Genomic DNA, 23,807 nt, shown 5'->3' on the forward strand with positions numbered 1-23,807 from the left:
CTCTCTTAGTTAGTGTTCGCGGCGTTCTGTGCCAGATCGCTGTCCGCGCTCAACTCGCGCACCGCGATGTAACGTTCGCTGCGACGGGTGCGATCCAGCACCTGCCCTACCAATTGACCACATGCGGCATCGATGTCTTCACCACGAGTGGTGCGCACGGTGACGTTGAAGCCGGCCTGATGCAACTGATCCTGGAAGCGGCGGATGGCATTGTTGCTCGGCCGCTCGTACCCGGAGTGCGGGAACGGGTTGAACGGGATCAGGTTGATCTTGCACGGGATGTCTTTGAGCAGCTCGATCATTTCCACCGCGTGCTCAAGCTTGTCGTTGACGTCCTTGAGCAAGGTGTACTCGATGGTCAGCACACGTTTCTCGCCAAGGGCGGACATGTAGCGCTGGCACGACTCGAGCAGCATCTTAAGCGGATATTTCTTGTTGATCGGCACCAATTGGTTACGCAATGCGTCATTTGGTGCGTGCAGCGACAACGCCAGGGATACGTCGATGTGCTTGGCCAGCTCATCGATCATCGGCACCACACCCGAGGTGGACAGGGTCACGCGGCGCTTGGAGATCCCGTAGCCGAGGTCATCCATCATCAGATGCATGGCGGCGACGACGTTGTCGAAGTTCAGCAACGGCTCGCCCATGCCCATCATCACCACGTTGGTGATGGCGCGGTCGACGGTGGCCGGGACGCTGCCGAAAGATTTGTTGGCAATCCACACCTGACCGATGACTTCGGCGGCGGTGAGGTTGCTGTTGAAGCCTTGCTTGCCGGTGGAGCAGAAACTGCAATCCAGGGCACAGCCTGCCTGGGACGAAACGCACAAGGTGCCGCGTTTGCCCTGGGGAATGTACACGGTCTCGACGCAGCTGCCGGACGCCACGCGCACCACCCATTTACGGGTGCCGTCGCTGGAGATGTCCTCGCTGACCACTTCCGGACCACGTACTTCAGCAATGGCCTTGAGCTTGTCGCGCAAGGCTTTGCTGACGTTCGTCATGGCATCGAAATCATCGACGCCAAAGTGGTGAATCCATTTCATTACCTGACCGGCACGGAAACGCTTCTCCCCGATTGAGTCGAAGAATTTTTCCATTTCCGGCTGGGTCAGACCCAGCAGGTTTGTTTTAACAGTCGATGTAGTCATGGATTCACCTTCACTCTGCAAGCAATGCTTAGCGAGTGGTTACTTCAGTAGCTGCGAAGAAGTAAGCGATTTCGCGAGCGGCAGCAGCTTCGGAGTCCGAACCGTGAACGGCGTTGGCGTCGATCGATTCAGCGAAGTCAGCACGGATGGTGCCGGCAGCAGCTTCTTTAGGGTTGGTAGCGCCCATCAGCTCACGGTTGCGAGCGATAGCGTTTTCGCCTTCCAGAACCTGAACGACAACCGGGCCGGAAGTCATGAAAGCAACCAGGTCACCGAAGAAACCGCGCTCGCTGTGCTCAGCGTAGAAGCCTTCGGCTTCGGCTTTGGACAGTTGCTTCAGTTTCGAAGCTACAACGCGCAGGCCAGCGTCTTCGAAGCGAGTGGTGATCTTGCCGATCACGTTTTTAGCAACGGCGTCAGGCTTGATGATGGAGAAAGTACGTTGAACAGCCATGGTGTAACTCCAGAAACGGTAATTTGCGAAAAATTAAACCCGCGAATTATACGCGGGTTCTTGGGTATTGCCTAACCTGCGAGACGATCAGTCCGATTCTGCGGCCCAAAGCTCCTGAACCGCTTCAAGCACCTTCTCGCCGACCCGGCCAGAAGTAGCATCGAAGTCAGGCAGCTCAAGGATCATCTGCTGCAGACGGACAAAACCTACAGAGTATGGATCGAGCCCCTCGTGGGCCTCGGCCAGCTCTTCGGCAATGCGTTGAACATCATTCCAACCGTAGCTCATGACAGTCTTACCAGTCAGTGCGGCGCTTCGGCCGCATGGTTAAGCGAATATTTCGGAATCTCGACGGTGAGGTCTTCCTCACCGACGATGGCCTGACAGGCCAGACGCGATTGCGCTTCCAGGCCCCAGGCACGGTCGAGGAAATCTTCTTCCAGCTCGTCAGCCTCTTCCAGCGAGTCGAAACCCTCGCGGATGATGCAGTGGCACGTGGTGCAGGCGCAGACACCGCCGCAGGCGCTTTCCATCTCGATGTGGTGTTCGTGGGCCAGTTCGAGAATCGATGTGCCGGGCGCAGCCTCGACCACCAAGCCTTCAGGGCAGAACTTCTCGTGGGGCAGAAAAATGACCTGCGGCATCAGATATCCTCGATTTCATTCAGGTTGCGCCCCGACAGAGCGGCTTTCACCGTCAGATCCATCCGGCGGGCAGCAAAAGCATCGGTCACTTGCGACAGACGCTTGGTCTGCTGCTCGATGGCGTAACCATCGGTACCTTTCATCAGTTCGGCCAGTTCCTGCATCTGCAGTTCGATGACCATGCGCTCTTCGGCGTCGAGCAAACGTTCGCCATCGGTATCCAGCGCACCCTGCACTGCTTCGAGCAGGCGCTGGGCATCGACTTGCTGCTCGCGCAGAACGCGGGCGACCTTGTCGTCATTGGCGTGCTGGAACGAATCCTTTAGCATCTTGGCGATTTCGCCATCGGTCAGGCCGTAGGACGGCTTGACCTGAATGCTCGCTTCAACGCCCGAGCCCAGCTCACGGGCAGACACGCTGAGCAGACCGTCGGCGTCGACCTGGAAGGTCACGCGAATCTTCGCCGCACCGGCCACCATCGCCGGAATGCCGCGCAATTCGAAGCGCGCCAGCGAGCGGCAGTCGCTGATCAGCTCGCGCTCGCCCTGCAAGACGTGGATCGCCATGGCCGACTGGCCGTCTTTATAAGTGGTGAAATCCTGAGCGCGGGCGACGGGAATGGTGGTGTTGCGCGGAATCACCTTTTCCATCAGACCGCCCATGGTTTCCAGCCCCAGGGACAGCGGAATCACGTCGAGCAGCAGCAGTTCGCCGCCATCGCGCTTGTTGCCAGCCAGGGTATCGGCCTGGATCGCGGCCCCGATGGCCACCACTTGATCCGGGTCGATTTCCGTCAATGGCTGACGACCGAAAGCTTCGGCAACGGCCTCGCGAACACGCGGCACGCGGGTCGAACCGCCGACCATGACCACGGCGTGGACGTCTTCCAGCTCGATACCGGAATCGCGAACGGCGCGGCGGCAGGCTTTCAGGCTGCGCGCGACCATCGGCTCGATCAGCGCATCGAATGCTTCACGGGTCAGTTGTGCTTTCCAGTCGCCGTAAGCCACTTCCACACTGGCCGCGTCGGTCAGGGCTTCTTTGGCCGCACAAGCGGTTTGCAGCAGATTGCGTTGTGCGCCCGGATCGAGATCGGCGGACAGGCCAGCGCTCTCGATGATCCAGCCGGCAATCGCGTGATCGAAGTCATCGCCGCCCAGCGCGCTGTCGCCGCCAGTGGCCAGAACTTCGAAAACGCCGCCGGTCAGACGCAGGATCGAAATATCGAAAGTACCGCCACCCAGGTCGTAGATCGCCACCAGACCTTCGGCGTGCTGATCCAGACCATAAGCCACGGCAGCAGCGGTGGGCTCATTGAGCAGACGCAACACGTTCAGACCGGCAAGCTTGGCGGCATCTTTGGTCGCCTGACGCTGAGCATCATCGAAGTAGGCAGGAACGGTGATCACCGCGCCAACCAGTTCGCCGCCCAAGGTCGCTTCGGCACGCTGACGCAGGACCTTGAGAATATCGGCGGACACTTCGACCGGGCTTTTCGGGCCTTGCACGGTGTCGATGAACGGCATGTGCGATTCGCCACCGACAAAGCGGTACGGCAGTTGCTCGCCCAGTTGCTTGACGTCAGAAAGACCACGACCCATCAAGCGCTTGACCGACAGCACGGTATTCAGAGGATCGGAGGATGCAGCGAGCTTGGCCGACTCGCCGACTTCGACGCGGTCAGCGTGATAACGCACGGCGGACGGCAGGATGACCTGCCCGTTGGCGTCGGCCAGCGGTTCGGAGAGACCACTGCGCAGCGCAGCGACCAGCGAATTGGTAGTACCCAAGTCGATCCCCACAGCCAGACGACGCTGGTGCGGTTGAGGACTTTGGCCGGGTTCGGCGATCTGCAGTAGAGCCATGGTGATCAGGTCTTGTCTGTCTGTCAGCGTGCAATCAGGGCAGCGCTGGGTTAATCGTCGAGGCGCTCTTCCAGCTGGCGCACTTCGTAGGTGAGCTTGTCGAGGAACTGCATGCGCCGCATCAGGCGTTCGGCCTGCTCGCGTTGCGCTGCATCATCCCAACAGGCTGCGAAGCTTTCGTTGAGCTGCTCCTGAGCTGCCTTCAAGCGACGCTTGAATACCGCGACACCGTCGAGGTCGGCACTGTCCTGCAGATCTTCGAGCTCTTCGCGCCATTGCATCTGCTGCAGAAGAAACTCGGGATCGTGGACGGTGACTTCCATCGGCACTTCATGCCCACTGATTTTCAACAGGTAGCGTGCACGCTGGGCCGGGCTCTTGAGCGTCTGGTAGGCGTCGTTGAGCCGCGCCGATTGCTCGAGCGCCGAGCGCTGCTCGCGCTCCGAAGCGTCGGCAAAACGGTCGGGATGGACGCCGCGCGCCAACTCACGGTAGCGCGTGGCCAACTGCTCGAGATCCAGGCGGAAGCTCGGCTGCAGCTCGAATAAAGCGAAATGACAAGGAATACCCACGACCAGCCTCAGATGTTGAAGCTTTCGCCGCAGCCACACTCACCGCGCACGTTGGGGTTGTTGAACTTGAAGCCTTCGTTCAACCCTTCCTTGACGAAATCGAGCTCGGTGCCGTCCAGGTAGGCCAGGCTTTTCGGGTCGATGATCACTTTTTCGCCGTGACTCTCGAACACCTGATCCTCCGCCACTACCTCGTCGACAAACTCCAGCACGTAGGCAAGGCCGGAACAGCCTGTGGTGCGAACACCCAGACGAATCCCTTCACCTTTGCCGCGCCCGTCGAGGGAGCGCCGCACGTGTCGAGCAGCCGCTTCTGTCATGCTGATAGCCATCGGTGACTCCTTACTCGTCGCCAAATCTTGAAAGTCAGATCAAGCCTTTCTTCTGCTTGTAATCGCGAACTGCCGCTTTGATAGCGTCTTCTGCGAGCACGGAGCAGTGGATTTTCACTGGCGGCAGGGCCAGTTCTTCGGCCAGCTGAGTGTTCTTGATGGTTTCGGCTTCGTCCAGGGTCTTGCCTTTCATCCACTCGGTGGCGAGGGAACTGGAGGCGATCGCCGAACCGCAGCCGTAGGTCTTGAACTTGGCGTCTTCGATAACGCCCTGATCGTTGACCTTGATCTGCAGGCGCATCACGTCGCCGCACGCCGGAGCGCCGACCATGCCGGTGCCGACATCAGGATCTTCCGCGTTCATCTTGCCGACGTTGCGCGGGTTTTCGTAGTGGTCGATGACCTTTTCGCTGTAAGCCATGATTCTCAATCCTCACTCATCAGGGCCGCTCTTGAGACCCTGCAACTGCGCTGCGTAAACCGCCGCGTCGCTACAGGATCTGTATCCGGCGGCTTCTATAGTTAGTGTGCCGCCCACTCGATTTTCGAGATATCGACGCCGTCTTTGTACATGTCCCACAGCGGCGACAGAGCGCGCAGCTTGGTAACGGCCTCGCAGACTTTCTGCGCGGCGTAGTCGATTTCTTCTTCGGTGGTGAAACGGCCGAAGGTAAAGCGGATCGAGCTGTGTGCGAGTTCGTCGTTGCGGCCCAGGGCGCGCAGTACATACGAAGGCTCCAGGGACGCCGAGGTGCAGGCCGAACCGGACGATACCGCCAGATCCTTGAGCGCCATGATCAGCGACTCGCCTTCAACGTAGTTGAAGCTCAGGTTCAGGTTGTGCGGAACGCGGGCGGTCAGGCTGCCGTTGACGTACAGCTCTTCCAGATGCTCGACCTGCTGGTAGAAACGGTCGCTCAAGGCTTTGATGCGCACGTTTTCAGCGGCCATGTCTTCCTTGGCTACGCGGAACGCTTCACCCATGCCGACGATCTGGTGGGTCGCCAGGGTGCCGGAGCGCATGCCACGCTCGTGACCGCCGCCGTGCATGGTCGCTTCGATGCGCACACGCGGCTTGCGGCTGACGTACAGCGCGCCGATGCCTTTAGGGCCATAAGTCTTGTGGGCGGAGAACGACATCATGTCGACTTTCAGCTTCTGCAGGTCGATCTCGACCTTGCCAGTGGACTGAGCGGCGTCGACGTGGAACAGCACACCCTTGGCGCGCAGCATCTCGCCGATGGCGGCGATGTCGTTGATGGTGCCGATTTCGTTGTTGACGTGCATCACCGACACCAGGATGGTGTCTTCGCGCAGGGCCGCGTCGATCATTGCCGGCGTGATCAGACCGTCTTCGGTCGGCTCGAGGTAGGTCACTTCGAAACCTTCACGCTCCAGTTGGCGCATGGTGTCGAGGACAGCCTTGTGCTCGATCTTGCTGGTGATCAGGTGCTTGCCCTTGGAGGCGTAGAAATGTGCCGCGCCCTTGATCGCCAGGTTATCGGATTCGGTGGCACCGGAGGTCCAGACGATTTCACGCGGGTCGGCATTGACCAGATCGGCCACCTGACGACGGGCGTTTTCGACGGACTCTTCAGCCTTCCAGCCGAACACGTGGGAGCGGGACGCCGGGTTACCGAAGTTTCCGTCGACCAGCAGGCATTCACTCATTTTCTGCGCAACGCGCGGATCAACCGGGGTGGTTGCAGAGTAATCAAGGTAAATCGGCAATTTCATGGACTATCTCCTAAATCAGGGCTGGCGTGCCGCGGGTAGCTCTTCGGCTGTCATTCGACGGCGGACGCTTCAATCTTGTCCAGGCGTGGCGCCTTGCTGCTGCAACGGCGCTGGTCCTGACGCTGGGCCACTTCTTGTACCTCACGGCGAGTCACAAGGTCGGCCAAGCTGATACCGCTCAGAAATTCGTGAATCTGCAGGCTCAAGTCGCACCACAGATGGTGGGTCAGGCAGGTATCACCGGAATGGCAATCGCCCTGGCCCTGGCACTTGGTGGCATCGACCGATTCGTTCACCGCATCGATCACCTGGGCGACCTGGATGCCCTGCATGTCGCGGGACAACTGGTAGCCACCACCTGGACCGCGAACGCTGGAAACCAGGTTGCTGCGGCGCAGCTTGGCAAACAGCTGTTCGAGGTAGGACAGGGAGATGCCTTGGCGCTCGGAGATATCGGCCAGAGACACCGGCCCGTGCTGCGCGTGCAACGCCAGGTCAAGCATGGCGGTCACGGCGTATCGGCCTTTTGTAGTCAGTCGCATGGACAGTTACCACGGAGTTCGGAATGGGCGGGAGTATGCAATTCCCGAGCATTTAAGTCAACTATAAGACCTAGTGCTTTAGTCGGGTTTACCCGCAAAAGAGCGCGCGCATGATAGCAAAGGCCTGCGGCGTACAGCCAGCGGAACCGCGCTATCGTTATTCGCGAGCAGGCTCGCTCCCACTATTGGAATGCATTCATCCGTGGGAGCGAGCCTGCTCGCGAAAAGCAGCGCTGCGGTTCAGCCGGCTTTCGATTCATCCTTGCCTTGCACACTGGCGAAGTCTTCTTCGCGCAGCGAAGGCAGATCTTTCGCACAGTAATTGCTGCCCAGATCCTTCAGCGCGCCGCACATGCCTTCCAGACGCCCGTCCACCGCCTGCAGATGGTCGAGCAACTGGCCGATGGCGCGGGCCACCGGGTCGGGCATGTCTTCGCTGACACCATAGGCATCAAAGCCGATCTTTTCTGCCATCGCCTTGCGCTTGGCGTCCTGCTCTTCGTCGTTCTTGACGATGATCCGCCCCGGAATCCCCACCACCGTGGCGCCCGGCGGCACTTCTTTGGTGACCACGGCATTCGAGCCGACTTTGGCGCCGGCACCCACCGTGAACGGACCGAGCACTTTGGCTCCCGCACCGACCACCACGCCATCACCCAGCGTCGGGTGGCGCTTGCCTTTGTTCCAACTGGTGCCGCCGAGGGTCACACCTTGATAGATGGTCACGTCGTCGCCGATTTCGGCGGTTTCACCAATGACGATGCCCATGCCGTGGTCGATGAAGAAACGCCGACCAACCTTGGCGCCCGGATGAATTTCGATTCCGGTCAGCCAGCGACCGAAGTTCGACACCAGCCGCGCCAGCCATTTCAGCTCGTTGCGCCAGAGCATGCCGGCCAGACGATGAATCCAGATCGCATGCATGCCGGGGTAGCAGGTCAGGACTTCAAAAGCGTTACGTGCCGCCGGGTCTCGATGGAATACGCTCTGGATATCTTCACGCAAACGCTCAAACATCATTCAATCCTTCCGCTTTAGAAGCTCGCCACGGGCCGCTTTCTGGGTTTCCGTGAGGATGCCACGCAAAATATTCATTTCCGCCCGGCTGACCGAGCTGCGTCCGTACAACCGGCGCAGGCGCGCCATCAAGTGCCGTGGCTTTTCCGGGTCAAGGAATTCGATGGCGACCAGCGTCTGCTCGAGGTGCTCATAGAATCGCTCCAGCTCATCCATGGTCGCCAGCTCGGCGCTTTTCACCGAGGCCACTTCTTCTTTCTCGACCTTGCTCGGCTGACCCTGTGCGGCCAGCCAGGCCATGCGCACCTCATAACTCAACACCTGCACCGCCGCCCCGAGGTTCAGCGAACTGAACGTCGGGTCGGAAGGGATGTGCACGTGAAAGTGACATCGCTGCAGCTCTTCATTGGTCAGGCCGGAATCTTCGCGACCGAACACCAGAGCGATCTCGGCGCCCTGCCCGGCCTCCTCGACCACTTTGCTGCCGCATTCGCGCGGATCCAGCAGCGGCCAGGGAATACGGCGGTCGCGAGCGCTGGTACCGAGCACCAGATTGCAGCCAATCAAGGCGTCTTCCAGAGTGGCGACGACTTGCGCGTTTTCAAGGATGTCACCGGCACCGGAGGCGCGGGCGTCGGCCTCGTGATGCGGGAAGACCCGCGGCTCGACCAGCACCAGTCGCGACAGACCCATGTTTTTCATGGCGCGCGCGGCCCCGCCGATGTTGCCGGGGTGGCTGGTGTTGACCAGGACGACACGAATGTTCTGCAGCAAGGGAGGCGCTCTCGGACACAGGAAAGGGGGGCAAATCTTACAGAACAGCCTACCGTTAAGCTATGAAAGCGAACAGCGTCCTTCACCTGAAGAAAAGTTCTGATAGAATGCGCGGCTTTCTTTAACAACCTTAGGTGACACATCCATGCAGCCCATGCTGAATATCGCGCTGCGCGCCGCCCGCAGCGCCAGTGAACTGATCTTCCGCTCCATCGAGCGCCTGGATACCATCAAGGTCGACGAAAAAGACGCCAAGGATTACGTATCCGAGGTCGATCGCGCCGCTGAACAGAAAATCATCGATGCCCTGCGCAAGGCTTACCCGAACCACTCGATCCAGGGTGAAGAAACCGGCCTGCACGCCGGCACCGGCATCGAAGGCGAAGAGTACCTGTGGATCATCGATCCGCTGGACGGCACCACCAACTTCCTGCGCGGCATCCCGCACTTTGCAGTGAGCATTGCCTGCAAATATCGTGGCCGCCTGGAACACGCAGTGGTGCTGGACCCGGTCCGCCAGGAAGAATTCACCGCCAGCCGTGGCCGCGGCGCCCAACTGAACGGTCGTCGTCTGCGCGTCAGCGGTCGCACCAGCCTCGACGGCGCCCTGCTCGGCACTGGCTTCCCGTTCCGTGACGATCAGATGGACAACCTCGACAACTACCTGGGCATGTTCCGCGCCCTGGTTGGCCAGACTGCCGGCATCCGCCGCGCCGGCTCGGCGAGCCTGGACCTGGCCTACGTGGCTGCCGGTCGTTTCGACGCGTTCTGGGAGTCGGGCCTGTCCGAGTGGGACATGGCTGCAGGCGCCCTGCTGATCCAGGAAGCTGGCGGTCTGGTGAGCGATTTCACCGGCGGTCACGACTTCCTCGAGAAAGGCCACATCGTTGCCGGCAACACCAAATGCTTCAAGGCAGTACTGACGGCGATCCAGCCGCACCTGCCGGCTTCGCTGAAGCGCTAAGCTTTCCGCGAAACGAAAAAAACACCCTTCGGGGTGTTTTTTTATGCCTGCAATTTGCCTCCCTGACACACCACAAACCATGTAGGAGTGAGCCTGCTCGCGATAGCGTCGTATCAGTCACCACCCGCTTTGAATGATGAATCGCTATCGCGAGCAGGCTCACTCCTACAAGGGAATGCAGTGCAGCCAAAAAACGCAGGTATAAAAAAAGCACCCCGCAGGGTGCTTCTTTCAAAACGCTGAAACCTTACTGACCCGGCTCATTCTGCGACAGGATCAGCTTGCCTTCCTTGTCGACCGGAATCTGGTTGCCCGGATCACGATCCATCCGCACTTTGCCTTCCTTGCCATCGAGCGAGTAACGCACGTCGTAGCCGACGACCTTGTCGCTGATGTCATTGACCGTGTTGCAGCGGGTTTGCGTGGTGGTGTAGGTATCGCGGTTCTGCATACCTTCCTGCACCTTGTTACCGGCATAACCGCCGCCGACTGCACCGGCCACGGTGGCAATCTTCTTGCCGTTACCGCCGCCCACCTGATTACCCAACAAACCACCGGCTACGGCACCAATCGCCGTGCCGAGAATCTGGTGTTGATCCTTGACCGGCGCCTGCCGGGTCACGGTTACATCCTTGCATACTTCACGTGGAGTCTTGATCTGTGTCTTGACCGGCTCAACGGCTAATACTTGCGCATACTCAGGGCCGCTTTTAACCAGGCTGTAGGTGGCAACAGCACCCCCGGCTGTGACACCGACAGCACCCAATACCGCACCAACCAGCAACGACTTGTTCACATGAACCTCCTGACCATCACATGCGGGACGGGCCCGCGCTTCTCCCAGCCTTGGAGCACAAAAAAAGGCGCGAGTTCAACTCGCGCCTTTTGTCGACTGACAGCCGGGAAATCGCTGGCCGTTATGGACGGTCGTCGACTTCCTTCTCGGTGTTGGCCGGAGGAATCAGATCCTCGGTGGTCAGGTTCAGCCAGATCAGCACCACGTTGGCGATGTAGATCGACGAGTAGGTACCCGCCAATACACCGATGAACAGCGCGATGGAGAAGCCGAACAGGTTGTCGCCGCCGAAGAACAGCAGCGCCGCGATCGCCAGCAGCGTGGAGATCGACGTCGCCATGGTGCGCAGCAGGGTCTGGGTGGTCGAGATGTTGATGTTCTCGATCAGCGTCGCCTTGCGCAGCACGCGGAAGTTCTCACGGACCCGGTCGAAAACCACGATGGTGTCGTTCAGCGAGTAACCGATGATCGCCAGCACCGCCGCCAGTACCGTCAGATCGAAGGTGATCTGGAAGTACGAGAGGATACCCACGGTCACGATCACGTCGTGGATCAGCGAGACAATCGCGCCGACCGCGAACTTCCACTGAAAGCGGAACGCCAGGTAGATCAGGATGCCGCCGAGCGCCAGCAGCATGCCGAGGCCGCCCTGGTCGCGCAGCTCTTCACCGACCTGCGGGCCGACGAACTCGACACGCTTGACCGTCGCCGGGTTATCGCCGCCGATCTTCTGCAGCGCTTCGGCAACCTGATGGCCCAGCTGTGGATCTTCACCCGGCATGCGCACCAGCAGGTCAGTGGTGGCGCCGAAATTCTGCACCACGGCTTCGTGATAACCGGAGGTCGCCAGCTGCTCGCGCACCTTGGTGACGTCGGCCGGACGCTCGTAGGTCAGCTCGATGAGCGTACCGCCGGTGAAGTCCAGACCCCAGTTCATGCCTTTGTGGAACACGCTGAACAGGGCAATGACCGTGAGCAGCACTGTGACGCCGAACGCTACGTTGCGAACGCCCATGAAGTTGATTGTACGTAACATGGCAGCCCCTTAAATCCACAACTTCTTGAAGTCACGTCCGCCAAAGATCAGGTTGACCATTGCGCGGGTCACCATGATGGCCGTGAACATCGAGGTAAAGATCCCGAGGGACATGGTCACTGCGAAACCCTTCACCGGGCCGGTGCCCATGGCGAAGAGAATGCCGCCGACCAGCAAGGTGGTCAGGTTGGCGTCGAGAATCGCGGTGAATGCCCGGCCGAAGCCTTCGTTGATTGCCCGCTGCACCGTCATGCCAGCGGCGATCTCTTCACGAATCCGCGAGAAGATCAGTACGTTGGCGTCGACCGCCATACCCATGGTCAAGACGATACCGGCGATACCCGGCAGGGTCAGCGTAGCGCCCAGCAACGACATCAGCGCCAGCAGCAGCACCATGTTCACCGCCAGCGCGACGGTGGCGATGACGCCGAAGAAGCGGTAGATGGCGATGATGAACAGCGACACGAACAGCATGCCCCACAGCGACGCATCGATACCTTTGGTGATGTTGTCAGCACCCAGGCTCGGACCGATTGTGCGCTCTTCGGCGAAGTACATCGGCGCAGCCAGACCACCGGCACGCAGGAGCAGCGCCAGTTCGGACGACTCGCCCTGACCGTTCAGGCCAGTGATGCGGAACTGCGCACCCAGCGGCGACTGGATGGTCGCCAGGCTGATGATCTTCTTCTCTTCCTTGAACGTCTGCACCGCGACGTCTTTCTCGACGCCATCCACCACTTGCTTGGTGTAAGTGGTGACAGGACGCTGCTCGATGAAGATCACCGCCATGCTGCGACCGACGTTGGAACGGGTCGCGCGGCTCATCAGCTCGCCGCCGTGACCATCCAGACGGATGTTCACTTCAGGCGTGCCGTGCTCGCCGAAACCGGCCTTGGCGTCGGTGACCTGGTCACCGGTGATGATCAGACCACGCTCGATCTGCGCTGGTGGACGGTTGCCTTCACGGAACTCGAACGATTCGGAAGTGGCTTTCGACGCACCCGGCTCAGCGGCCAGACGGAACTCGAGGTTGGCCGTCTTGCCGAGAATTCGCTTGGCTTCGGCAGTGTCCTGCACGCCCGGCAGCTCAACCACGATGCGGTTGGCGCCCTGACGCTGCACGATCGGTTCGGCAACACCCAGCTCGTTGACGCGGTTACGTACCGTGGTCAGGTTCTGCTTGATGGAGTATTCACGGATTTCCGCCAGCTTGGCCGGGGTCATCGCCAGACGCAGCACCGGTTGACCGTTGAGGTCGGCCGGAACAATGTCGAAATCGTTGAAGTTCTTGCGGATCAGCGCACGGGCCTGTTCGCGGGAGTCTTCATCGCTGAAGCCCAACTGAATGGCACCGCCCAGTTGCGGCAGGCTGCGATAGCGCAGCTTCTCTTTACGCAGCAGGCTCTTGACGTCGCCTTCGTAGACTTTCAGGCGCGCATCGAGGGCTTTGTCCATGTCCACTTCGAGCAGGAAGTGCACACCACCGGACAAGTCCAGACCCAGCTTCATCGGGTGCGCACCAAGGTTGCGCAGCCATTGCGGAGTGGTCTGTGCCAGGTTCAGCGCGACGACGTAGTCATCACCCAGTGCCTTGCGTACAACGTCCTTGGCCGGCAGCTGATCTTCAGCCTTGCTCAGACGGATCAGACCGCCCTTGCCACCTGCGGTCAGAGTGGCCGCCTTGACGTTGATGCCGGACTCTTTCAGCGCTGTGCTGACGCGAGCCAGATCGGCATCATTGACCTGCAGGGCCGTGCTGGCGCCGCTGATCTGAATGGCCGGGTCATCGGGGTAAAGATTGGGAGCGGAATAAATCAGACCGATCGCCAGCACCGCCAGGATCAGAATGTATTTCCACAGAGGGTATTTGTTCAGCATCACGCCGCCCGTTATGAACGCGGGGCGCCTTGCGCGCCCCGTCGATTGAGTAGAAGTTGTTGCTCTTAGATCGCTTTCAGCGTGCCTTTTGGCAGCGTGGCGGCGATAGCGCCTTTCTGGAACTTCATTTCCACGGTGTCGGAGACTTCCAGGACGACGAAGTCATCGGCAACTTTGGTGATCTTGCCGGCGATGCCGCCAGTGGTCACGACTTCGTCACCCTTTTGCAGGCTGCTCAGCAGGTTCTTCTGCTCTTTGGCGCGCTTGGCCTGTGGACGCCAGATCATCAGGTAGAAGATGACCAGGAAGCCGACCAGGAAAATCCACTCGAAGCCGCCGCCCATTGGGCTTGCAGCAGCCGGTGCAGCTGCGTCAGCCATGGCGTTAGAGATAAAAAAGCTCATTTAGCACTCCAGTTGCAAATGTTGAATCTTGGGGTCAGAAAACTCAGTCCAAAGGCGGGACGGGAAGTCCGCGTTTGGCGTAGAAGGCATCGACAAAGGCGGCCAATGTACCCTGTTGAATAGCCTCGCGCAAACCAGCCATCAGCACCTGATAATGGCGCAAGTTATGGATGGTATTGAGCATGCTGCCGAGCATTTCGCCGCACTTGTCCAGGTGATGCAGATAAGCGCGCGAGAAGTTCTGGCAGGTGTAGCAATCGCAGGTCGGATCCAGCGGCGATTCATCATGGCGATGGAACGCGTTACGGATCTTCAGCACACCGGTATCGATGAACAGATGCCCATTGCGGGCATTACGGGTTGGCATCACGCAATCGAACATGTCCACACCGCGGCGCACACCCTCAACCAGATCTTCCGGTTTGCCAACGCCCATAAGGTAACGAGGTTTGTCAGCGGGCATCTGACCCGGCAGATAATCCAGCACCTTGATCATTTCGTGCTTCGGTTCGCCCACCGACAGACCGCCGATGGCGAGGCCGTCGAAGCCGATCTTGTCGAGGCCTTCGAGCGAACGCATGCGCAGGTTTTCATGCATGCCGCCCTGGACGATGCCGAACAGCGCTGCGGTGTTGTCACCGTGAGCATTCTTCGAACGCTGGGCCCAACGCAACGACAACTCCATCGATACGCGCGCGACGTCTTCGTCAGCCGGGTACGGCGTGCATTCGTCGAAGATCATCACGATGTCGGAACCGAGATCGCGCTGCACCTGCATCGACTCTTCCGGGCCCATGAACACTTTGGCGCCATCGACCGGAGAAGCGAAGGTCACGCCCTCCTCCTTGATCTTGCGCATCGCGCCAAGGCTGAACACCTGGAAGCCGCCGGAGTCGGTGAGAATCGGGCCTTTCCACTGCATGAAATCGTGCAGGTCGCCGTGTTCCTTGATCACTTGGGTGCCAGGACGCAACCACAGGTGAAAGGTGTTGCCCAGAATGATTTCCGCGCCAGTGGCGACGATGTCGCGCGGCAGCATGCCCTTGACCGTGCCGTAGGTGCCGACCGGCATGAACGCCGGGGTTTCGACGGTGCCACGGGGGAAGGTCAGGCGACCACGGCGAGCCTTGCCATCGGTGGCCAGCAGCTCAAAGGACATTCGACATTCGCGACTCATTCTGTTTCCTCTGGGCCCGACTGTTCAGGGGCAGTTGGAGCGGGATTGCGGGTGATGAACATCGCATCCCCGTAGCTGAAAAAGCGGTAACCGTTTTCAACGGCGGCCTTGTAGGCGGCCATGGTTTCGGGATAACCGGCAAACGCGGAAACCAGCATCAACAGCGTGGATTCCGGCAAATGGAAATTGGTCACCAGAGCATCGACCACATGAAACGGCCGGCCTGGGTAGATAAAGATGTCGGTGTCGCCGCTGAACGGCTTGAGCACACCATCGCGCGCCGCACTTTCCAGCGAACGCACACTGGTGGTGCCGACCGCGATCACCCGACCGCCACGCGCGCGGCATGCCGCCACGGCATCGACCACGTCCTGGCCGACTTCCAGCCACTCGCTGTGCATGTGGTGATCTTCGATCTTCTCGACGCGCACCGGCTGAAACGTCCCCGCGCCGACGTGCAAGGTAACGAACGCCGTCTCGACGCCCTTGGCAGCAATCGCCTGCATCAGCGGCTCATCGAAATGCAGCCCCGCCGTCGGTGCCGCCACCGCGCCCAGACGCTGGGCATACACAGTCTGATAACGCTCGCGGTCCGAGCCTTCATCCGGGCGGTCTATATAAGGAGGCAACGGCATGTGCCCGACGCGGTCGAGCAGCGGCAAGACCTCCTCGGCAAAACCCAACTCGAACAACGCGTCATGACGCGCGAGCATCTCGGCTTCGCCACCACCGTCGATAAGGATCTTCGAACCCGGCTTGGGCGACTTGCTGGAGCGCACATGAGCCAGCACGCGGTGCGCATCGAGCACGCGTTCGATGAGAATTTCCAGCTTGCCGCCGGACGCTTTCTGCCCGAAAAGCCGCGCCGGAATCACCCGGGTATTGTTGAACACCATCAAATCGCCCGGGCGCAAATGCTCAAGCAAATCAGTGAATTGACGGTGTGCCAGGGCGCCGCTCGGCCCATCGAGGGTCAGCAGGCGACTACCGCGACGCTCGGCCAACGGATGGCGGGCGATCAGCGAATCAGGAAGCTCGAAAGTAAAGTCAGCAACGCGCATGATGGGGTTCGTCTAGCAGGGCCGGAAAGTCTAGCGGAAATATCAAAAATTGACCATGAAACGTGATTGACCAACGGTAATCACCTCTCTATACTTCGCCGCCATTGAGCCCTGATGGCGGAATTGGTAGACGCGGCGGATTCAAAATCCGTTTTCGAAAGGAGTGGGAGTTCGAGTCTCCCTCGGGGCACCAACACAGAGAAAAAGGTCTTGCGAAAGCAAGGCCTTTTTTTTCGTCTGGAGGAAAGTGGGGCGTTGATTTTTTGCATTTGTGAGACGCCGAGGATTGCGCTCAACAGCGGCCTAATCCCCAGACGCTGAAAGAAGCAAGGTGCTGAGCAAATGCCCTTGATGACCTTTGCCGGAATCGTTACCAACCGGCAGTAGACGGCAGGATTACAAGATAGTAGCGTCGCGCCACCACTCTCAGTCATGTAAAGGATTACGTCATGCTTCTCTCTGTCGTTCGGTGTGCTGCATTTGCCAGTTTGCTATCAACGCTCGTCGGGTGCTCCGCGGTAGGCGTGGTAAGCAGTTCGGACCCTCATCAAAAGCTGGCCGATGCCAATGCTTTGGTCGATCAGAATAGACCGTTGCCTGCAGAGCGGCTCATTGTCGAGACGCTGACGATCTGCCAGACCACGGCGGATCAGCTTTGCTTTGCCGATGCGTACCGAAGTTATGGTTTGTTTTTCATGTCGCCTACTTTGGGTGGTCAATGGGCGAATCATTACACCACCAACGGCTTTCTTGATCGCACAGCGACCTACAGTGCTCGCTACGAGAAGGCCAACGAGTACTTCGAAAAGTCACGGGCAATTTATGCGCAGGCCGGCAAGTTCGATGTCGTGACCAATATCAATCTCAACCGTGGTTTCGCTTATGAGATGGCGGCGAACAAGCCGTCCGCTTGCAGTGCCTACAACGACAGCCTGGCGGCCAGCCATGAAAATCTAAGGCTACAACCGGGAGCCGTGATTCGAGTGCCGGAAAAATACGGCACGTTTGAGAATTACATCGCTTTGCAGAAGAAACGCGTGGGATGCGATAGCCAAGGCTGAGCCCTTAGCGAACAATATTTCAGACCACCTTCAAGCGCGAGGAGCGGCGGGACACGCGGCTCCAGCGCAGTGCCTGCCTGGACTGGTTCCAACGTCGTGAGTCAAAGCGCGCTATCAAAATGGATGTCGAGGTTGTGCCAGCCTGTGACGCCAGTTGCCGGATCGCTCGTTGCCCCCAAGGCGATCACCACCCGTATAATCACGCCCGCACAACAGACCTCCACCGGCATTTTGCGTATTGGTTTGAAGCCCCCCCTTCTACGACAGACATCCCCCATGGAAACCTCACTGGAAACCGTCGCCCTCTTCTCCCTCAAACTCGCCTACGAAGAAGAAGGCCTCAGCCCGATCCTGCGCGATGACATGGTCATGGGCGACTACCAAAAAGACGTTTTCGAATTGCTGGTGAAGCGCGGCGATGTCGAGTCCATTCAGTTCAAGCTGAACGAATGCCTGAACCTCGCGCTGGATGCGCTTGGCGGGGTCGAGAAGCCGTTAGGGCGGGAGTTACGCAAGTTGTCGGCGGAGTTGGCTCAGGCGCGATCCGTGGAGCAACTGGGTCTGCCGCTCCTCGCGCTGAAGGGGTATTTGCGCGACATTCTCTGAGCGCCGCGCGGTGGGTTCTTACAGTAGGTAGCTGGAGATGTATTTGGAGATCTCCACCATCGAGGTCTTGCCGGTGAACTCGAATTTCACTTTGCCCAGCGATGAAAAGTAGATCTCCAGTTCCGAATCCAGATCGAAGGTGCCCGAAGTTTCCACGGAGTAGGCGACGATGTTTTTGTAGGGCAGTGAGGTGAAATCCTTTTTGCTGCCGGTGATCCCCTGGACGTTGACGGCGATGATGCGTTTGTTGGTGAAGACCACGCCGTCACGCATGGCTTTGTAGGAATCGATGACTTGTTCGCCTTCCAGTAGCAGTGCGGTGACGCGCTCGGCGTACTCATCGTTCTGCTTGAGTTTGAAGAAGCCTTTGTTGTTGAAGTCGATCATCTGTCCATCCTCTGAGTAAAAAAAACTCCCGGTAAAGCTTTGGCTCAGTGACGCGCCCTTAATGCGAAAGTGGCGCGATGCCAGTATTTTGTTATCTTGCGCCCAAATCTTTCGAGAGGCACTGGCGCCTACCCGATCAAAGCGTTTTTCTGGAGTGGATTGCAATGGATGGGTGGCTTTTTGTACTAGCTCTGGTCGTGACGTGGGTATGGGTCGTAGGCGAACGAGGTGATTGGAACCTGGTGACAGCCAACCTCGCCGGGTGTTTCGCTGGCTGGGTTGTCGGCTTGGTAGTGAAAGCGGTGTACGAGGGTTTCGTGGGCGGCACAAGCATGCAATCGTCGCCACACGTTGTGCGATCCCTGCTGATGGTGCTCAGCAGCCTTGGCGCGTTCGCCGGCGTTTGGATTTGGGTGGTGCAACGCAAACGCCCCACGAGCAAGTTGACACGCCATATGATTGGCGCTGCTTTTGGCATTTTTGCTGGTTTCGACACGCTGATGCTGCTCACTCGGTTCATTCCTTTGAGTGCCTGACAGGGCGGACCAACAGGTTTGCTATCGTGCAGCCCTGTTGGAATGATTCGTGTGTCATCTAAAGAATTTCAAGGTTTGAGGAAAAGGATCAAATGGAGTTTCTGTATTTCCTGTTGTTTTTGCTCGTCTGGGGCCTCATGTGGCGCTGGGTAATGAAAAACCGCGGCAGCTGGAATCTGTTCTTTGGCACGTTCGCTGGTGTTCTGGCCGGGTTCATCGTCGCCCTGGTGGTACTGTCGATCACCCTCGCCTTATTCCCTCTGGCGCCGCGCTCCCCTGTCGAACAAACGCAAAGCAACGAGGCTGAAATCTCCTCTTCTTCCCCCGCGCCCGTTACACAAACCGTGTCCAGGTTGATGCCGGTGATCGCCTCCACGCCGGATACTTCCGACAACCTTGTCGACTATGTCGCCAGCGCACCTCAGAACGAGCCCTCTCCGCCCGAGTCCGCGCTGTTGCCGAACTACAGCGAACGCCTGCCCTCTTCGCTGCTCGAAAGGGATTTCAAGGACATCATGGGCAATGACTTTGTCGTGTCGCGCCGGCTGGCGGGCAGCAATGCGAATGCGGACAGATCGCTGATGGCGTTCATGATGTGCGACCCCTTCATCAAGCGCGCCATGCGTTTTGCAGCAGCGACTTCCATCGCAGGTGCCGAGAGCGCCAGCAGCCATCGGTTCAAAGATCAGACTTACAGCATTAACGGCACCCTGACCGCTCGCAACATGTTGGGCGACGATGTCCGCTATGCCTACGATTGTTCAGTTCAGCAAGTGGACGGCAACAATCCTGACAAGGCCGCATGGCGACTGCTCGGCCTGAAGTTGAAAAAGGTCGACTCTTAAGACTCATTTAAGGGATCAAGGTGCCGGCTGCGCTATCATCGCCGGCCTGTGCGCCTTGAGCTTTACCCTGATGTTTTCAACACCCGATGACCTGATCTCGCTGCCTCCTGTCCTCGCCGGCCCGCTGCTGCGACGGCTGGAGCCGACGCGCGTGGTGCTGTGGCTGGTGGGCTCGCGTGAACTGTCGCTGACCTTGCGCCTGCAGGGTGTAGGAGACATTCCGCTCGAATCGGAGAAATGCACGGTCATTGCCGTAGGCCGTCATGCCTTTGTGCATCTGATCGACGTTCAACTTGAAAGCGCCCTACCCTGCGACACGTTTATCGATTACGACCTGCTGATTGATGACGCCATCGGCATGGCTGAATGGGCACCGCATCTGCTTTACGCCGGTGCTACCTGCGCGAACCTCGTGGTGTGTTCACGGATCGACCAATTGCTCCACGGCTCCTGCCGCAAGCCGCATCATCCGGCAACCGATGGTTTGCTCTGCGTCGATCAACTGCTGGCCGACGAAACCGATGCGCAACAACGTCCGGCGTTGCTGATGATGAGCGGTGATCAGGTATATGCCGACGACGTCGCCGGGCCAATGCTGCGGGCGATTCATGCCTTGATCGAGCGTCTCGGTCTGTTCGATGAGCACCTTGACGGTGCCGTGGTCAGCGACAGCGCCAAGCTCTACCAACACCCTGCCAGCTATTACCACCGTGCGGATTTGTTACCGGCGCTGGAGAGCAACGAGACCTTGCGCGAGCGATTTTTCGGTGGCGCGCGTAAGCCGATTTTCACCAGCAGCAGCGCCGACAATCACCTGGTGACGTTCGCCGAAGTCATGGCGATGTACATGCTGGTGTGGTCGCCGACGCCGTGGTCGCTGATCAATCCGAGCGCGCCGACGCTGACGCCGGAACGCCTGAAGCGCTACAACCTTGAGCAGATGCGTATCGATGCGTTCAAGGCTGGCCTTGGCAACGTCGCGCGGGCGCTGGCGCATCTGCCGAGCCTGATGATTTTCGATGATCACGACATCACCGATGACTGGAATCTCTCCGCGCAGTGGGAGGAAACCGCCTACGGCCATCCGTTCTCCAAACGCATCATCGGCAACGCGCTGATCGCCTATATGTTGTGCCAGGGCTGGGGCAACAATCCGGATGCCTTCAAGGGCGTGCTGGAGCAGACCGCGCAACTGAGCGCCAGTGGCGATGACGGCTATCTGGACATGCCGGTGCAGGATGATCTGATTGATCAGTTACTGCGTTTTCAGCAGTGGCATTTCGTGTTGCCGAGCAGTCCTGCCCTGGTGGTGATCGACACGCGCACGCGGCGCTGGCGCAGCGAGATGGCCCTCAAGCAACCGTCGGGCCTGCTCGACTGGGAGGCCTTGAGCGAACTGCAACAGGAACTGCTCGATCACCCTTCGGCAATCATCGTGTCGCCGGCGCCGATATTCGGCGTGAAGCTGATTGAAACCGTGCAGAAGGTGTTCAGCTGGTGCGGTTATCCACTGCTGGTCGACGCGGAAAACTGGATGGCCCATCGCGGCGCGGCCCAGGTGATCCTGAACATTTTCCGACACTCGCGCACACCCGGGAACTACGTGGTGCTGTCCGGCGATGTGCATTATTCCTTCGTCTATGAAGTCCTGATCCGCCACCGCAAGGCCGGCCCACGGATCTGGCAGATCACCAGCAGCGGCATCAAGAACGAATTCCCTGCAACCCTGCTGGAATGGTTCGACCGCCTCAACCGCTGGCTCTACTCACCACGCTCGCCGTTGAACTGGTTCACCAAACGCCGGCTGATGCGCATCGTCCCGTATACCCCGGAACATGCCGAGGCCGGGGAACGGCTGTGGAATTCGGCGGGGATTGGACAGGTGTATTTCAATGAACAGGGGCAGCCGAGCAAGATTGTTCAGCACAACTCGAATGGGGCGGTGAAGACGAGGATGCTGGCGCCGGAGGTTGAAGATGCGCCGGATTGAAGCAGTAGCCATTTCCTACATCGGCTAGGTCATGGGATGACGAAATAAGGGCTTCGCGACACTGAACAGGACGGAGGAGGATTACAACCTTCTCAGAAACGTCTCGAATATTACTGAGCGATACTGATTGAAGTCGCAGTCAGCCCTGCTGCGACACAACCACTGGTAGGTGTCGCCTTGTCATCCTGTACTCATTTCTGTACGTTCTCTGCAACCAGCGAGGACTTCAATATGCAAACCATCAACTACACCACCGCCCGTGCGCATTTGGCCGAGACGATGGACCGTGTCAATGAAGATCGTGCGCCGCTATTGGTCACTCGGCAGAAAGGTGAACCAGTAGTGATGATGTCTTTGGCCGAATACAACGCATTGGAAGAAACAGCGTATTTGCTTCGCTCCCCCGCCAACGCCGAACGGCTGATGAAATCCATCGGTGAGTTACGCGCCGGCAAAGCCAAAGTCAGGCAATTGATCGAAGAATGAAAATCGACTTCACGCCCACAGGCTGGGAAGACTATTTGTGGTTTCAGCAAAACGACAAGGCTGGGCTCAAGCGCATCAATCTTCTGATCAAAGCAATCAAGCGCGAACCGTTTGAGGGTGTCGGTAAACCAGAGGCGCTCAAACATAATATGAGCGGCCTCTGGTCACGCCGAGTAACGGCCGAACATCGTCTGGTGTACAGGGTTGAGGACGGCGAAATCTGCGTCATCAGTTGCCGGTATCACTATTGAACCTGAGCTGAATCAGTCATCAGAGCCCGCCCAACCCCTCTGACAATCATCCCCACCTCGCGCTCATCAATCGTCAACGGCGGCAGCAACCTGATGGTCTTGCCACGAGTCACGTTGATCAACAACCCATGATCCCGCGCGGCGATCAGCGTCAGGTCGCGCACCGGTTGTTTCAGCTCGATGCCGATCATCAGGCCCTGCCCACGAATCGCCAGCACGTTCGGGTTGTCTGCCAGTTCGGCGCGCAGGCGTTCCAGCAACCGTGCACCCTGCACCCGCGCATTCTCCAGCAGGCCTTGTTCTTCGATGATGTCCAGCACCGTGCAGCCGACCCGGCAGGCCAGTGGATTGCCGCCGAAGGTGCTGCCGTGGCTGCCCGGGGTGAACAGGTCGGCCGCGCGGCCGCGGGCCAGGCAGGCGCCAATCGGCACGCCATTGCCGAGGCCTTTGGCCAGGGTCATGACGTCGGGGACGATGCCTTCGTGCTGAAAGGCGAACCACTGCCCGGTGCGGCCGATGCCGGTCTGGATTTCATCGAGCATCAGCAGCCATGCATGGCGATTGCAGAGGTCGCGCAGGGCCTTGAGATAACCCGGCGGTGCGACTTGCACGCCGCTTTCGCCCTGGATCGGCTCGACCAGAATGGCCACGATGCGCGCGCCATGTTTGCGCTGTATTTGCTCCAGCGCCGCGAGATCGCCGAACGGCACTTTGACGAAATCCCCCGGCAATTCGTTGAATCCCAGCCGCACTGCCGGGCCATCGCTGGCGGACAACGTGCCAAGCGTGCGGCCATGAAACGCGTTGGCCATGACCACCACCAGCGGCTGCTCGATACCTTTGCGCCAGCCGTACAGACGTGCCAGTTTAAGTGCCGTCTCGTTCGCTTCGGCCCCGGAATTGTTGAAGAACGCGCGCTCCATCCCCGACAACGCCGTCAGCCGTTTAGCCAGTTGTTGCTGCCAATCGATGCTGTACAGGTTGGAGGTGTGCAACAGCAATCCCGCTTGCTCGCTGATCGCCGAGACAATGCGCGGATGCGAGTGGCCGACGTTGGTCACTGCCACACCGGCAACGGCGTCCAGGTATTCGCGCCCCGCCTGATCCCACAGGCGCGTGCCCAGGCCTTTGGTGAAACTCAGGGCCAGTGGTTGGTAGGTGTTCATCAGGGCGGCGGTCATGACGTGAAACTCCATTGCAGGTCGGTGTTTTTGCAGTATGGTTAGCCACCTGAGCTG

28 protein-coding genes and 1 tRNA gene are annotated in these 23,807 nt (G+C 59.2%); 9 read left to right on the top strand and 20 right to left on the bottom strand.

Annotation, left to right across the window (positions count from 1 at the left end; translation table 11 throughout):
- Positions 1 to 5: 5 nt before the first annotated feature.
- From rlmN to trmJ, 12 genes are all read right to left on the bottom strand, one after another.
- The gene (gene rlmN, locus BLU71_RS16610) at positions 6 to 1,154 is read right to left on the bottom strand and encodes a 23S rRNA (adenine(2503)-C(2))-methyltransferase RlmN (protein WP_024014215.1); all 1,149 of its coding nucleotides are present in this window, start codon (positions 1,152 to 1,154) and stop codon (positions 6 to 8) included.
- Between the two features lie 28 nt (positions 1,155 to 1,182).
- Positions 1,183 to 1,608, bottom strand: coding sequence for a nucleoside-diphosphate kinase (gene ndk, locus BLU71_RS16615; protein ID WP_024014216.1), 426 nt, complete (start codon positions 1,606 to 1,608; stop codon positions 1,183 to 1,185).
- 87 nt (positions 1,609 to 1,695) lie between these two features.
- Positions 1,696 to 1,896 (bottom strand): Fe-S cluster assembly protein IscX, encoded by a 201-nt coding sequence (gene iscX / locus BLU71_RS16620; protein ID WP_042608340.1) that lies wholly within the window; start codon positions 1,894 to 1,896, stop codon positions 1,696 to 1,698.
- Positions 1,897 to 1,910: 14 nt separating this feature from the next.
- A complete protein-coding gene (gene fdx / locus BLU71_RS16625) occupies positions 1,911 to 2,252 on the bottom strand; it encodes an ISC system 2Fe-2S type ferredoxin (RefSeq protein ID WP_083353527.1) in 342 nt (113 codons plus the stop codon).
- The gene (gene hscA / locus BLU71_RS16630) at positions 2,252 to 4,117 is read right to left on the bottom strand and encodes a Fe-S protein assembly chaperone HscA (RefSeq protein ID WP_065616634.1); all 1,866 of its coding nucleotides are present in this window, start codon (positions 4,115 to 4,117) and stop codon (positions 2,252 to 2,254) included. Before hscA ends, fdx begins: the two co-directional genes overlap by 1 nt.
- Positions 4,118 to 4,167: 50 nt before the next feature.
- Positions 4,168 to 4,689: a co-chaperone HscB gene (hscB, locus tag BLU71_RS16635; RefSeq protein ID WP_016773325.1), complete on the bottom strand. Its 522-nt coding sequence runs from the start codon at positions 4,687 to 4,689 to the stop codon at positions 4,168 to 4,170.
- 8 nt (positions 4,690 to 4,697) lie between these two features.
- Positions 4,698 to 5,021: an iron-sulfur cluster assembly protein IscA gene (gene iscA, locus BLU71_RS16640; protein ID WP_003227904.1), complete on the bottom strand. Its 324-nt coding sequence runs from the start codon at positions 5,019 to 5,021 to the stop codon at positions 4,698 to 4,700.
- A gap of 34 nt (positions 5,022 to 5,055) precedes the next feature.
- Entirely contained in the window at positions 5,056 to 5,442 is a 387-nt protein-coding gene (gene iscU / locus BLU71_RS16645) for a Fe-S cluster assembly scaffold IscU (RefSeq protein ID WP_003227907.1), read from the bottom strand.
- A gap of 101 nt (positions 5,443 to 5,543) precedes the next feature.
- Entirely contained in the window at positions 5,544 to 6,758 is a 1,215-nt protein-coding gene (locus BLU71_RS16650; protein ID WP_039761430.1) for an IscS subfamily cysteine desulfurase, read from the bottom strand.
- Positions 6,759 to 6,808: 50 nt separating this feature from the next.
- Positions 6,809 to 7,300: a Fe-S cluster assembly transcriptional regulator IscR gene (gene iscR / locus BLU71_RS16655; RefSeq protein ID WP_016773323.1), complete on the bottom strand. Its 492-nt coding sequence runs from the start codon at positions 7,298 to 7,300 to the stop codon at positions 6,809 to 6,811.
- 240 nt (positions 7,301 to 7,540) lie between these two features.
- The gene (cysE, locus tag BLU71_RS16660) at positions 7,541 to 8,317 is read right to left on the bottom strand and encodes a serine O-acetyltransferase (RefSeq protein ID WP_042608342.1); all 777 of its coding nucleotides are present in this window, start codon (positions 8,315 to 8,317) and stop codon (positions 7,541 to 7,543) included.
- A gap of 3 nt (positions 8,318 to 8,320) precedes the next feature.
- Positions 8,321 to 9,091, bottom strand: coding sequence for a tRNA (cytosine(32)/uridine(32)-2'-O)-methyltransferase TrmJ (trmJ, locus tag BLU71_RS16665; RefSeq protein ID WP_083353528.1), 771 nt, complete (start codon positions 9,089 to 9,091; stop codon positions 8,321 to 8,323).
- Between the two features lie 145 nt (positions 9,092 to 9,236).
- On the opposite strand from trmJ, the gene suhB reads away from it, so the two are divergent.
- Positions 9,237 to 10,055, top strand: a complete 819-nt coding sequence (suhB, locus tag BLU71_RS16670; protein WP_016773320.1) for an inositol-phosphate phosphatase — start codon at positions 9,237 to 9,239, stop codon at positions 10,053 to 10,055.
- A 247-nt stretch (positions 10,056 to 10,302) separates the two neighbouring features.
- Here the strand turns inward: suhB and BLU71_RS16675 are convergent, their stop codons facing one another.
- From BLU71_RS16675 to queA, 6 genes are all read right to left on the bottom strand, one after another.
- On the bottom strand, positions 10,303 to 10,851 hold the full coding sequence (locus BLU71_RS16675) for a glycine zipper 2TM domain-containing protein (protein WP_042608344.1): 549 nt from the start codon (positions 10,849 to 10,851) through the stop codon (positions 10,303 to 10,305).
- A 121-nt stretch (positions 10,852 to 10,972) separates the two neighbouring features.
- A complete protein-coding gene (gene secF / locus BLU71_RS16680; RefSeq protein ID WP_042608345.1) occupies positions 10,973 to 11,887 on the bottom strand; it encodes a protein translocase subunit SecF in 915 nt (304 codons plus the stop codon).
- A gap of 9 nt (positions 11,888 to 11,896) precedes the next feature.
- On the bottom strand, positions 11,897 to 13,765 hold the full coding sequence (gene secD / locus BLU71_RS16685; RefSeq protein ID WP_016773318.1) for a protein translocase subunit SecD: 1,869 nt from the start codon (positions 13,763 to 13,765) through the stop codon (positions 11,897 to 11,899).
- Positions 13,766 to 13,830: 65 nt separating this feature from the next.
- Positions 13,831 to 14,169 carry a preprotein translocase subunit YajC gene (yajC, locus tag BLU71_RS16690; RefSeq protein WP_016773317.1) on the bottom strand — a complete coding sequence of 113 codons (339 nt, stop codon included), beginning with the start codon at positions 14,167 to 14,169 and terminating at the stop codon, positions 13,831 to 13,833.
- Positions 14,170 to 14,212: 43 nt separating this feature from the next.
- On the bottom strand, positions 14,213 to 15,328 hold the full coding sequence (gene tgt / locus BLU71_RS16695; protein ID WP_160768392.1) for a tRNA guanosine(34) transglycosylase Tgt: 1,116 nt from the start codon (positions 15,326 to 15,328) through the stop codon (positions 14,213 to 14,215).
- A 14-nt stretch (positions 15,329 to 15,342) separates the two neighbouring features.
- Positions 15,343 to 16,407, bottom strand: a complete 1,065-nt coding sequence (queA, locus tag BLU71_RS16700) for a tRNA preQ1(34) S-adenosylmethionine ribosyltransferase-isomerase QueA (RefSeq protein ID WP_083353529.1) — start codon at positions 16,405 to 16,407, stop codon at positions 15,343 to 15,345.
- 108 nt (positions 16,408 to 16,515) lie between these two features.
- Between queA and BLU71_RS16705 the strand changes: the two genes are divergently transcribed.
- The 3 genes from BLU71_RS16705 (at position 16,516) to BLU71_RS16715 (ending at position 18,074) form a co-directional block, all read left to right on the top strand.
- A tRNA-Leu gene (locus BLU71_RS16705) sits at positions 16,516 to 16,600 on the top strand.
- A gap of 256 nt (positions 16,601 to 16,856) precedes the next feature.
- Positions 16,857 to 17,468, top strand: a complete 612-nt coding sequence (locus BLU71_RS16710; RefSeq protein WP_064364321.1) for a hypothetical protein — start codon at positions 16,857 to 16,859, stop codon at positions 17,466 to 17,468.
- Positions 17,469 to 17,744: 276 nt separating this feature from the next.
- Positions 17,745 to 18,074: a hypothetical protein gene (locus BLU71_RS16715; protein WP_083353530.1), complete on the top strand. Its 330-nt coding sequence runs from the start codon at positions 17,745 to 17,747 to the stop codon at positions 18,072 to 18,074.
- Between the two features lie 18 nt (positions 18,075 to 18,092).
- On the opposite strand, the gene BLU71_RS16720 is transcribed toward BLU71_RS16715, so the two are convergent.
- A complete protein-coding gene (locus BLU71_RS16720) occupies positions 18,093 to 18,461 on the bottom strand; it encodes a PH domain-containing protein (protein ID WP_039761415.1) in 369 nt (122 codons plus the stop codon).
- Between the two features lie 164 nt (positions 18,462 to 18,625).
- On the opposite strand from BLU71_RS16720, the gene BLU71_RS16725 reads away from it, so the two are divergent.
- The 5 genes from BLU71_RS16725 to BLU71_RS16745 all read left to right on the top strand — a co-directional run bounded on the left by BLU71_RS16725 (position 18,626) and on the right by BLU71_RS16745 (position 22,569).
- Positions 18,626 to 18,997 (top strand): hypothetical protein, encoded by a 372-nt coding sequence (locus tag BLU71_RS16725; RefSeq protein WP_083353531.1) that lies wholly within the window; start codon positions 18,626 to 18,628, stop codon positions 18,995 to 18,997.
- A gap of 92 nt (positions 18,998 to 19,089) precedes the next feature.
- Positions 19,090 to 19,842, top strand: coding sequence for a hypothetical protein (locus tag BLU71_RS16730; RefSeq protein WP_083353532.1), 753 nt, complete (start codon positions 19,090 to 19,092; stop codon positions 19,840 to 19,842).
- 70 nt (positions 19,843 to 19,912) lie between these two features.
- The gene (locus tag BLU71_RS16735; RefSeq protein ID WP_083353533.1) at positions 19,913 to 21,832 is read left to right on the top strand and encodes an alkaline phosphatase D family protein; all 1,920 of its coding nucleotides are present in this window, start codon (positions 19,913 to 19,915) and stop codon (positions 21,830 to 21,832) included.
- A 231-nt stretch (positions 21,833 to 22,063) separates the two neighbouring features.
- A complete protein-coding gene (locus tag BLU71_RS16740; RefSeq protein WP_042608352.1) occupies positions 22,064 to 22,318 on the top strand; it encodes a type II toxin-antitoxin system prevent-host-death family antitoxin in 255 nt (84 codons plus the stop codon).
- Entirely contained in the window at positions 22,315 to 22,569 is a 255-nt protein-coding gene (locus BLU71_RS16745; RefSeq protein ID WP_083353534.1) for a Txe/YoeB family addiction module toxin, read from the top strand. Before BLU71_RS16740 ends, BLU71_RS16745 begins: the two co-directional genes overlap by 4 nt.
- Here BLU71_RS16745 and BLU71_RS16750 read toward each other — a convergent pair.
- Complete coding sequence (locus tag BLU71_RS16750) at positions 22,563 to 23,750, bottom strand: aspartate aminotransferase family protein (protein ID WP_042608354.1); 1,188 nt, start codon at positions 23,748 to 23,750, stop codon at positions 22,563 to 22,565. The genes BLU71_RS16745 and BLU71_RS16750 overlap by 7 nt on opposite strands.
- Positions 23,751 to 23,807: the final 57 nt, after the last annotated feature.

It is taken from the genome of Pseudomonas moraviensis (assembly GCF_900105805.1).
GTDB lineage: Bacteria > Pseudomonadota > Gammaproteobacteria > Pseudomonadales > Pseudomonadaceae > Aquipseudomonas > Aquipseudomonas moraviensis_A.

Excerpts from the sequence above, each read along its gene's own strand:
- rlmN (WP_024014215.1), bottom strand. The coding sequence starts at position 1,154 with ATGACTACATCGACTGTTAAAACAAACCTGCTGGGTCTGACCCAGCCG.
- ndk (WP_024014216.1), bottom strand. The coding sequence starts at position 1,608 with ATGGCTGTTCAACGTACTTTCTCCATCATCAAGCCTGACGCCGTTGCT.
- iscX (WP_042608340.1), bottom strand. The coding sequence starts at position 1,896 with ATGAGCTACGGTTGGAATGATGTTCAACGCATTGCCGAAGAGCTGGCC.
- fdx (WP_083353527.1), bottom strand. The coding sequence starts at position 2,252 with ATGCCGCAGGTCATTTTTCTGCCCCACGAGAAGTTCTGCCCTGAAGGC.
- hscA (WP_065616634.1), bottom strand. The coding sequence starts at position 4,117 with ATGGCTCTACTGCAGATCGCCGAACCCGGCCAAAGTCCTCAACCGCAC.
- iscA (WP_003227904.1), bottom strand. The coding sequence starts at position 5,021 with ATGGCTATCAGCATGACAGAAGCGGCTGCTCGACACGTGCGGCGCTCC.
- iscU (WP_003227907.1), bottom strand. The coding sequence starts at position 5,442 with ATGGCTTACAGCGAAAAGGTCATCGACCACTACGAAAACCCGCGCAAC.
- BLU71_RS16650 (WP_039761430.1), bottom strand. The coding sequence starts at position 6,758 with ATGAAATTGCCGATTTACCTTGATTACTCTGCAACCACCCCGGTTGAT.
- iscR (WP_016773323.1), bottom strand. The coding sequence starts at position 7,300 with ATGCGACTGACTACAAAAGGCCGATACGCCGTGACCGCCATGCTTGAC.
- cysE (WP_042608342.1), bottom strand. The coding sequence starts at position 8,317 with ATGTTTGAGCGTTTGCGTGAAGATATCCAGAGCGTATTCCATCGAGAC.
- suhB (WP_016773320.1), top strand. The coding sequence starts at position 9,237 with ATGCAGCCCATGCTGAATATCGCGCTGCGCGCCGCCCGCAGCGCCAGT.
- secF (WP_042608345.1), bottom strand. The coding sequence starts at position 11,887 with ATGTTACGTACAATCAACTTCATGGGCGTTCGCAACGTAGCGTTCGGC.
- secD (WP_016773318.1), bottom strand. The coding sequence starts at position 13,765 with ATGCTGAACAAATACCCTCTGTGGAAATACATTCTGATCCTGGCGGTG.
- yajC (WP_016773317.1), bottom strand. The coding sequence starts at position 14,169 with ATGAGCTTTTTTATCTCTAACGCCATGGCTGACGCAGCTGCACCGGCT.
- tgt (WP_160768392.1), bottom strand. The coding sequence starts at position 15,328 with ATGTCCTTTGAGCTGCTGGCCACCGATGGCAAGGCTCGCCGTGGTCGC.
- queA (WP_083353529.1), bottom strand. The coding sequence starts at position 16,407 with ATGCGCGTTGCTGACTTTACTTTCGAGCTTCCTGATTCGCTGATCGCC.
- BLU71_RS16710 (WP_064364321.1), top strand. The coding sequence starts at position 16,857 with ATGCTTCTCTCTGTCGTTCGGTGTGCTGCATTTGCCAGTTTGCTATCA.
- BLU71_RS16715 (WP_083353530.1), top strand. The coding sequence starts at position 17,745 with ATGGAAACCTCACTGGAAACCGTCGCCCTCTTCTCCCTCAAACTCGCC.
- BLU71_RS16720 (WP_039761415.1), bottom strand. The coding sequence starts at position 18,461 with ATGATCGACTTCAACAACAAAGGCTTCTTCAAACTCAAGCAGAACGAT.
- BLU71_RS16725 (WP_083353531.1), top strand. The coding sequence starts at position 18,626 with ATGGATGGGTGGCTTTTTGTACTAGCTCTGGTCGTGACGTGGGTATGG.
- BLU71_RS16730 (WP_083353532.1), top strand. The coding sequence starts at position 19,090 with ATGGAGTTTCTGTATTTCCTGTTGTTTTTGCTCGTCTGGGGCCTCATG.
- BLU71_RS16735 (WP_083353533.1), top strand. The coding sequence starts at position 19,913 with ATGTTTTCAACACCCGATGACCTGATCTCGCTGCCTCCTGTCCTCGCC.
- BLU71_RS16740 (WP_042608352.1), top strand. The coding sequence starts at position 22,064 with ATGCAAACCATCAACTACACCACCGCCCGTGCGCATTTGGCCGAGACG.
- BLU71_RS16745 (WP_083353534.1), top strand. The coding sequence starts at position 22,315 with ATGAAAATCGACTTCACGCCCACAGGCTGGGAAGACTATTTGTGGTTT.
- BLU71_RS16750 (WP_042608354.1), bottom strand. The coding sequence starts at position 23,750 with ATGACCGCCGCCCTGATGAACACCTACCAACCACTGGCCCTGAGTTTC.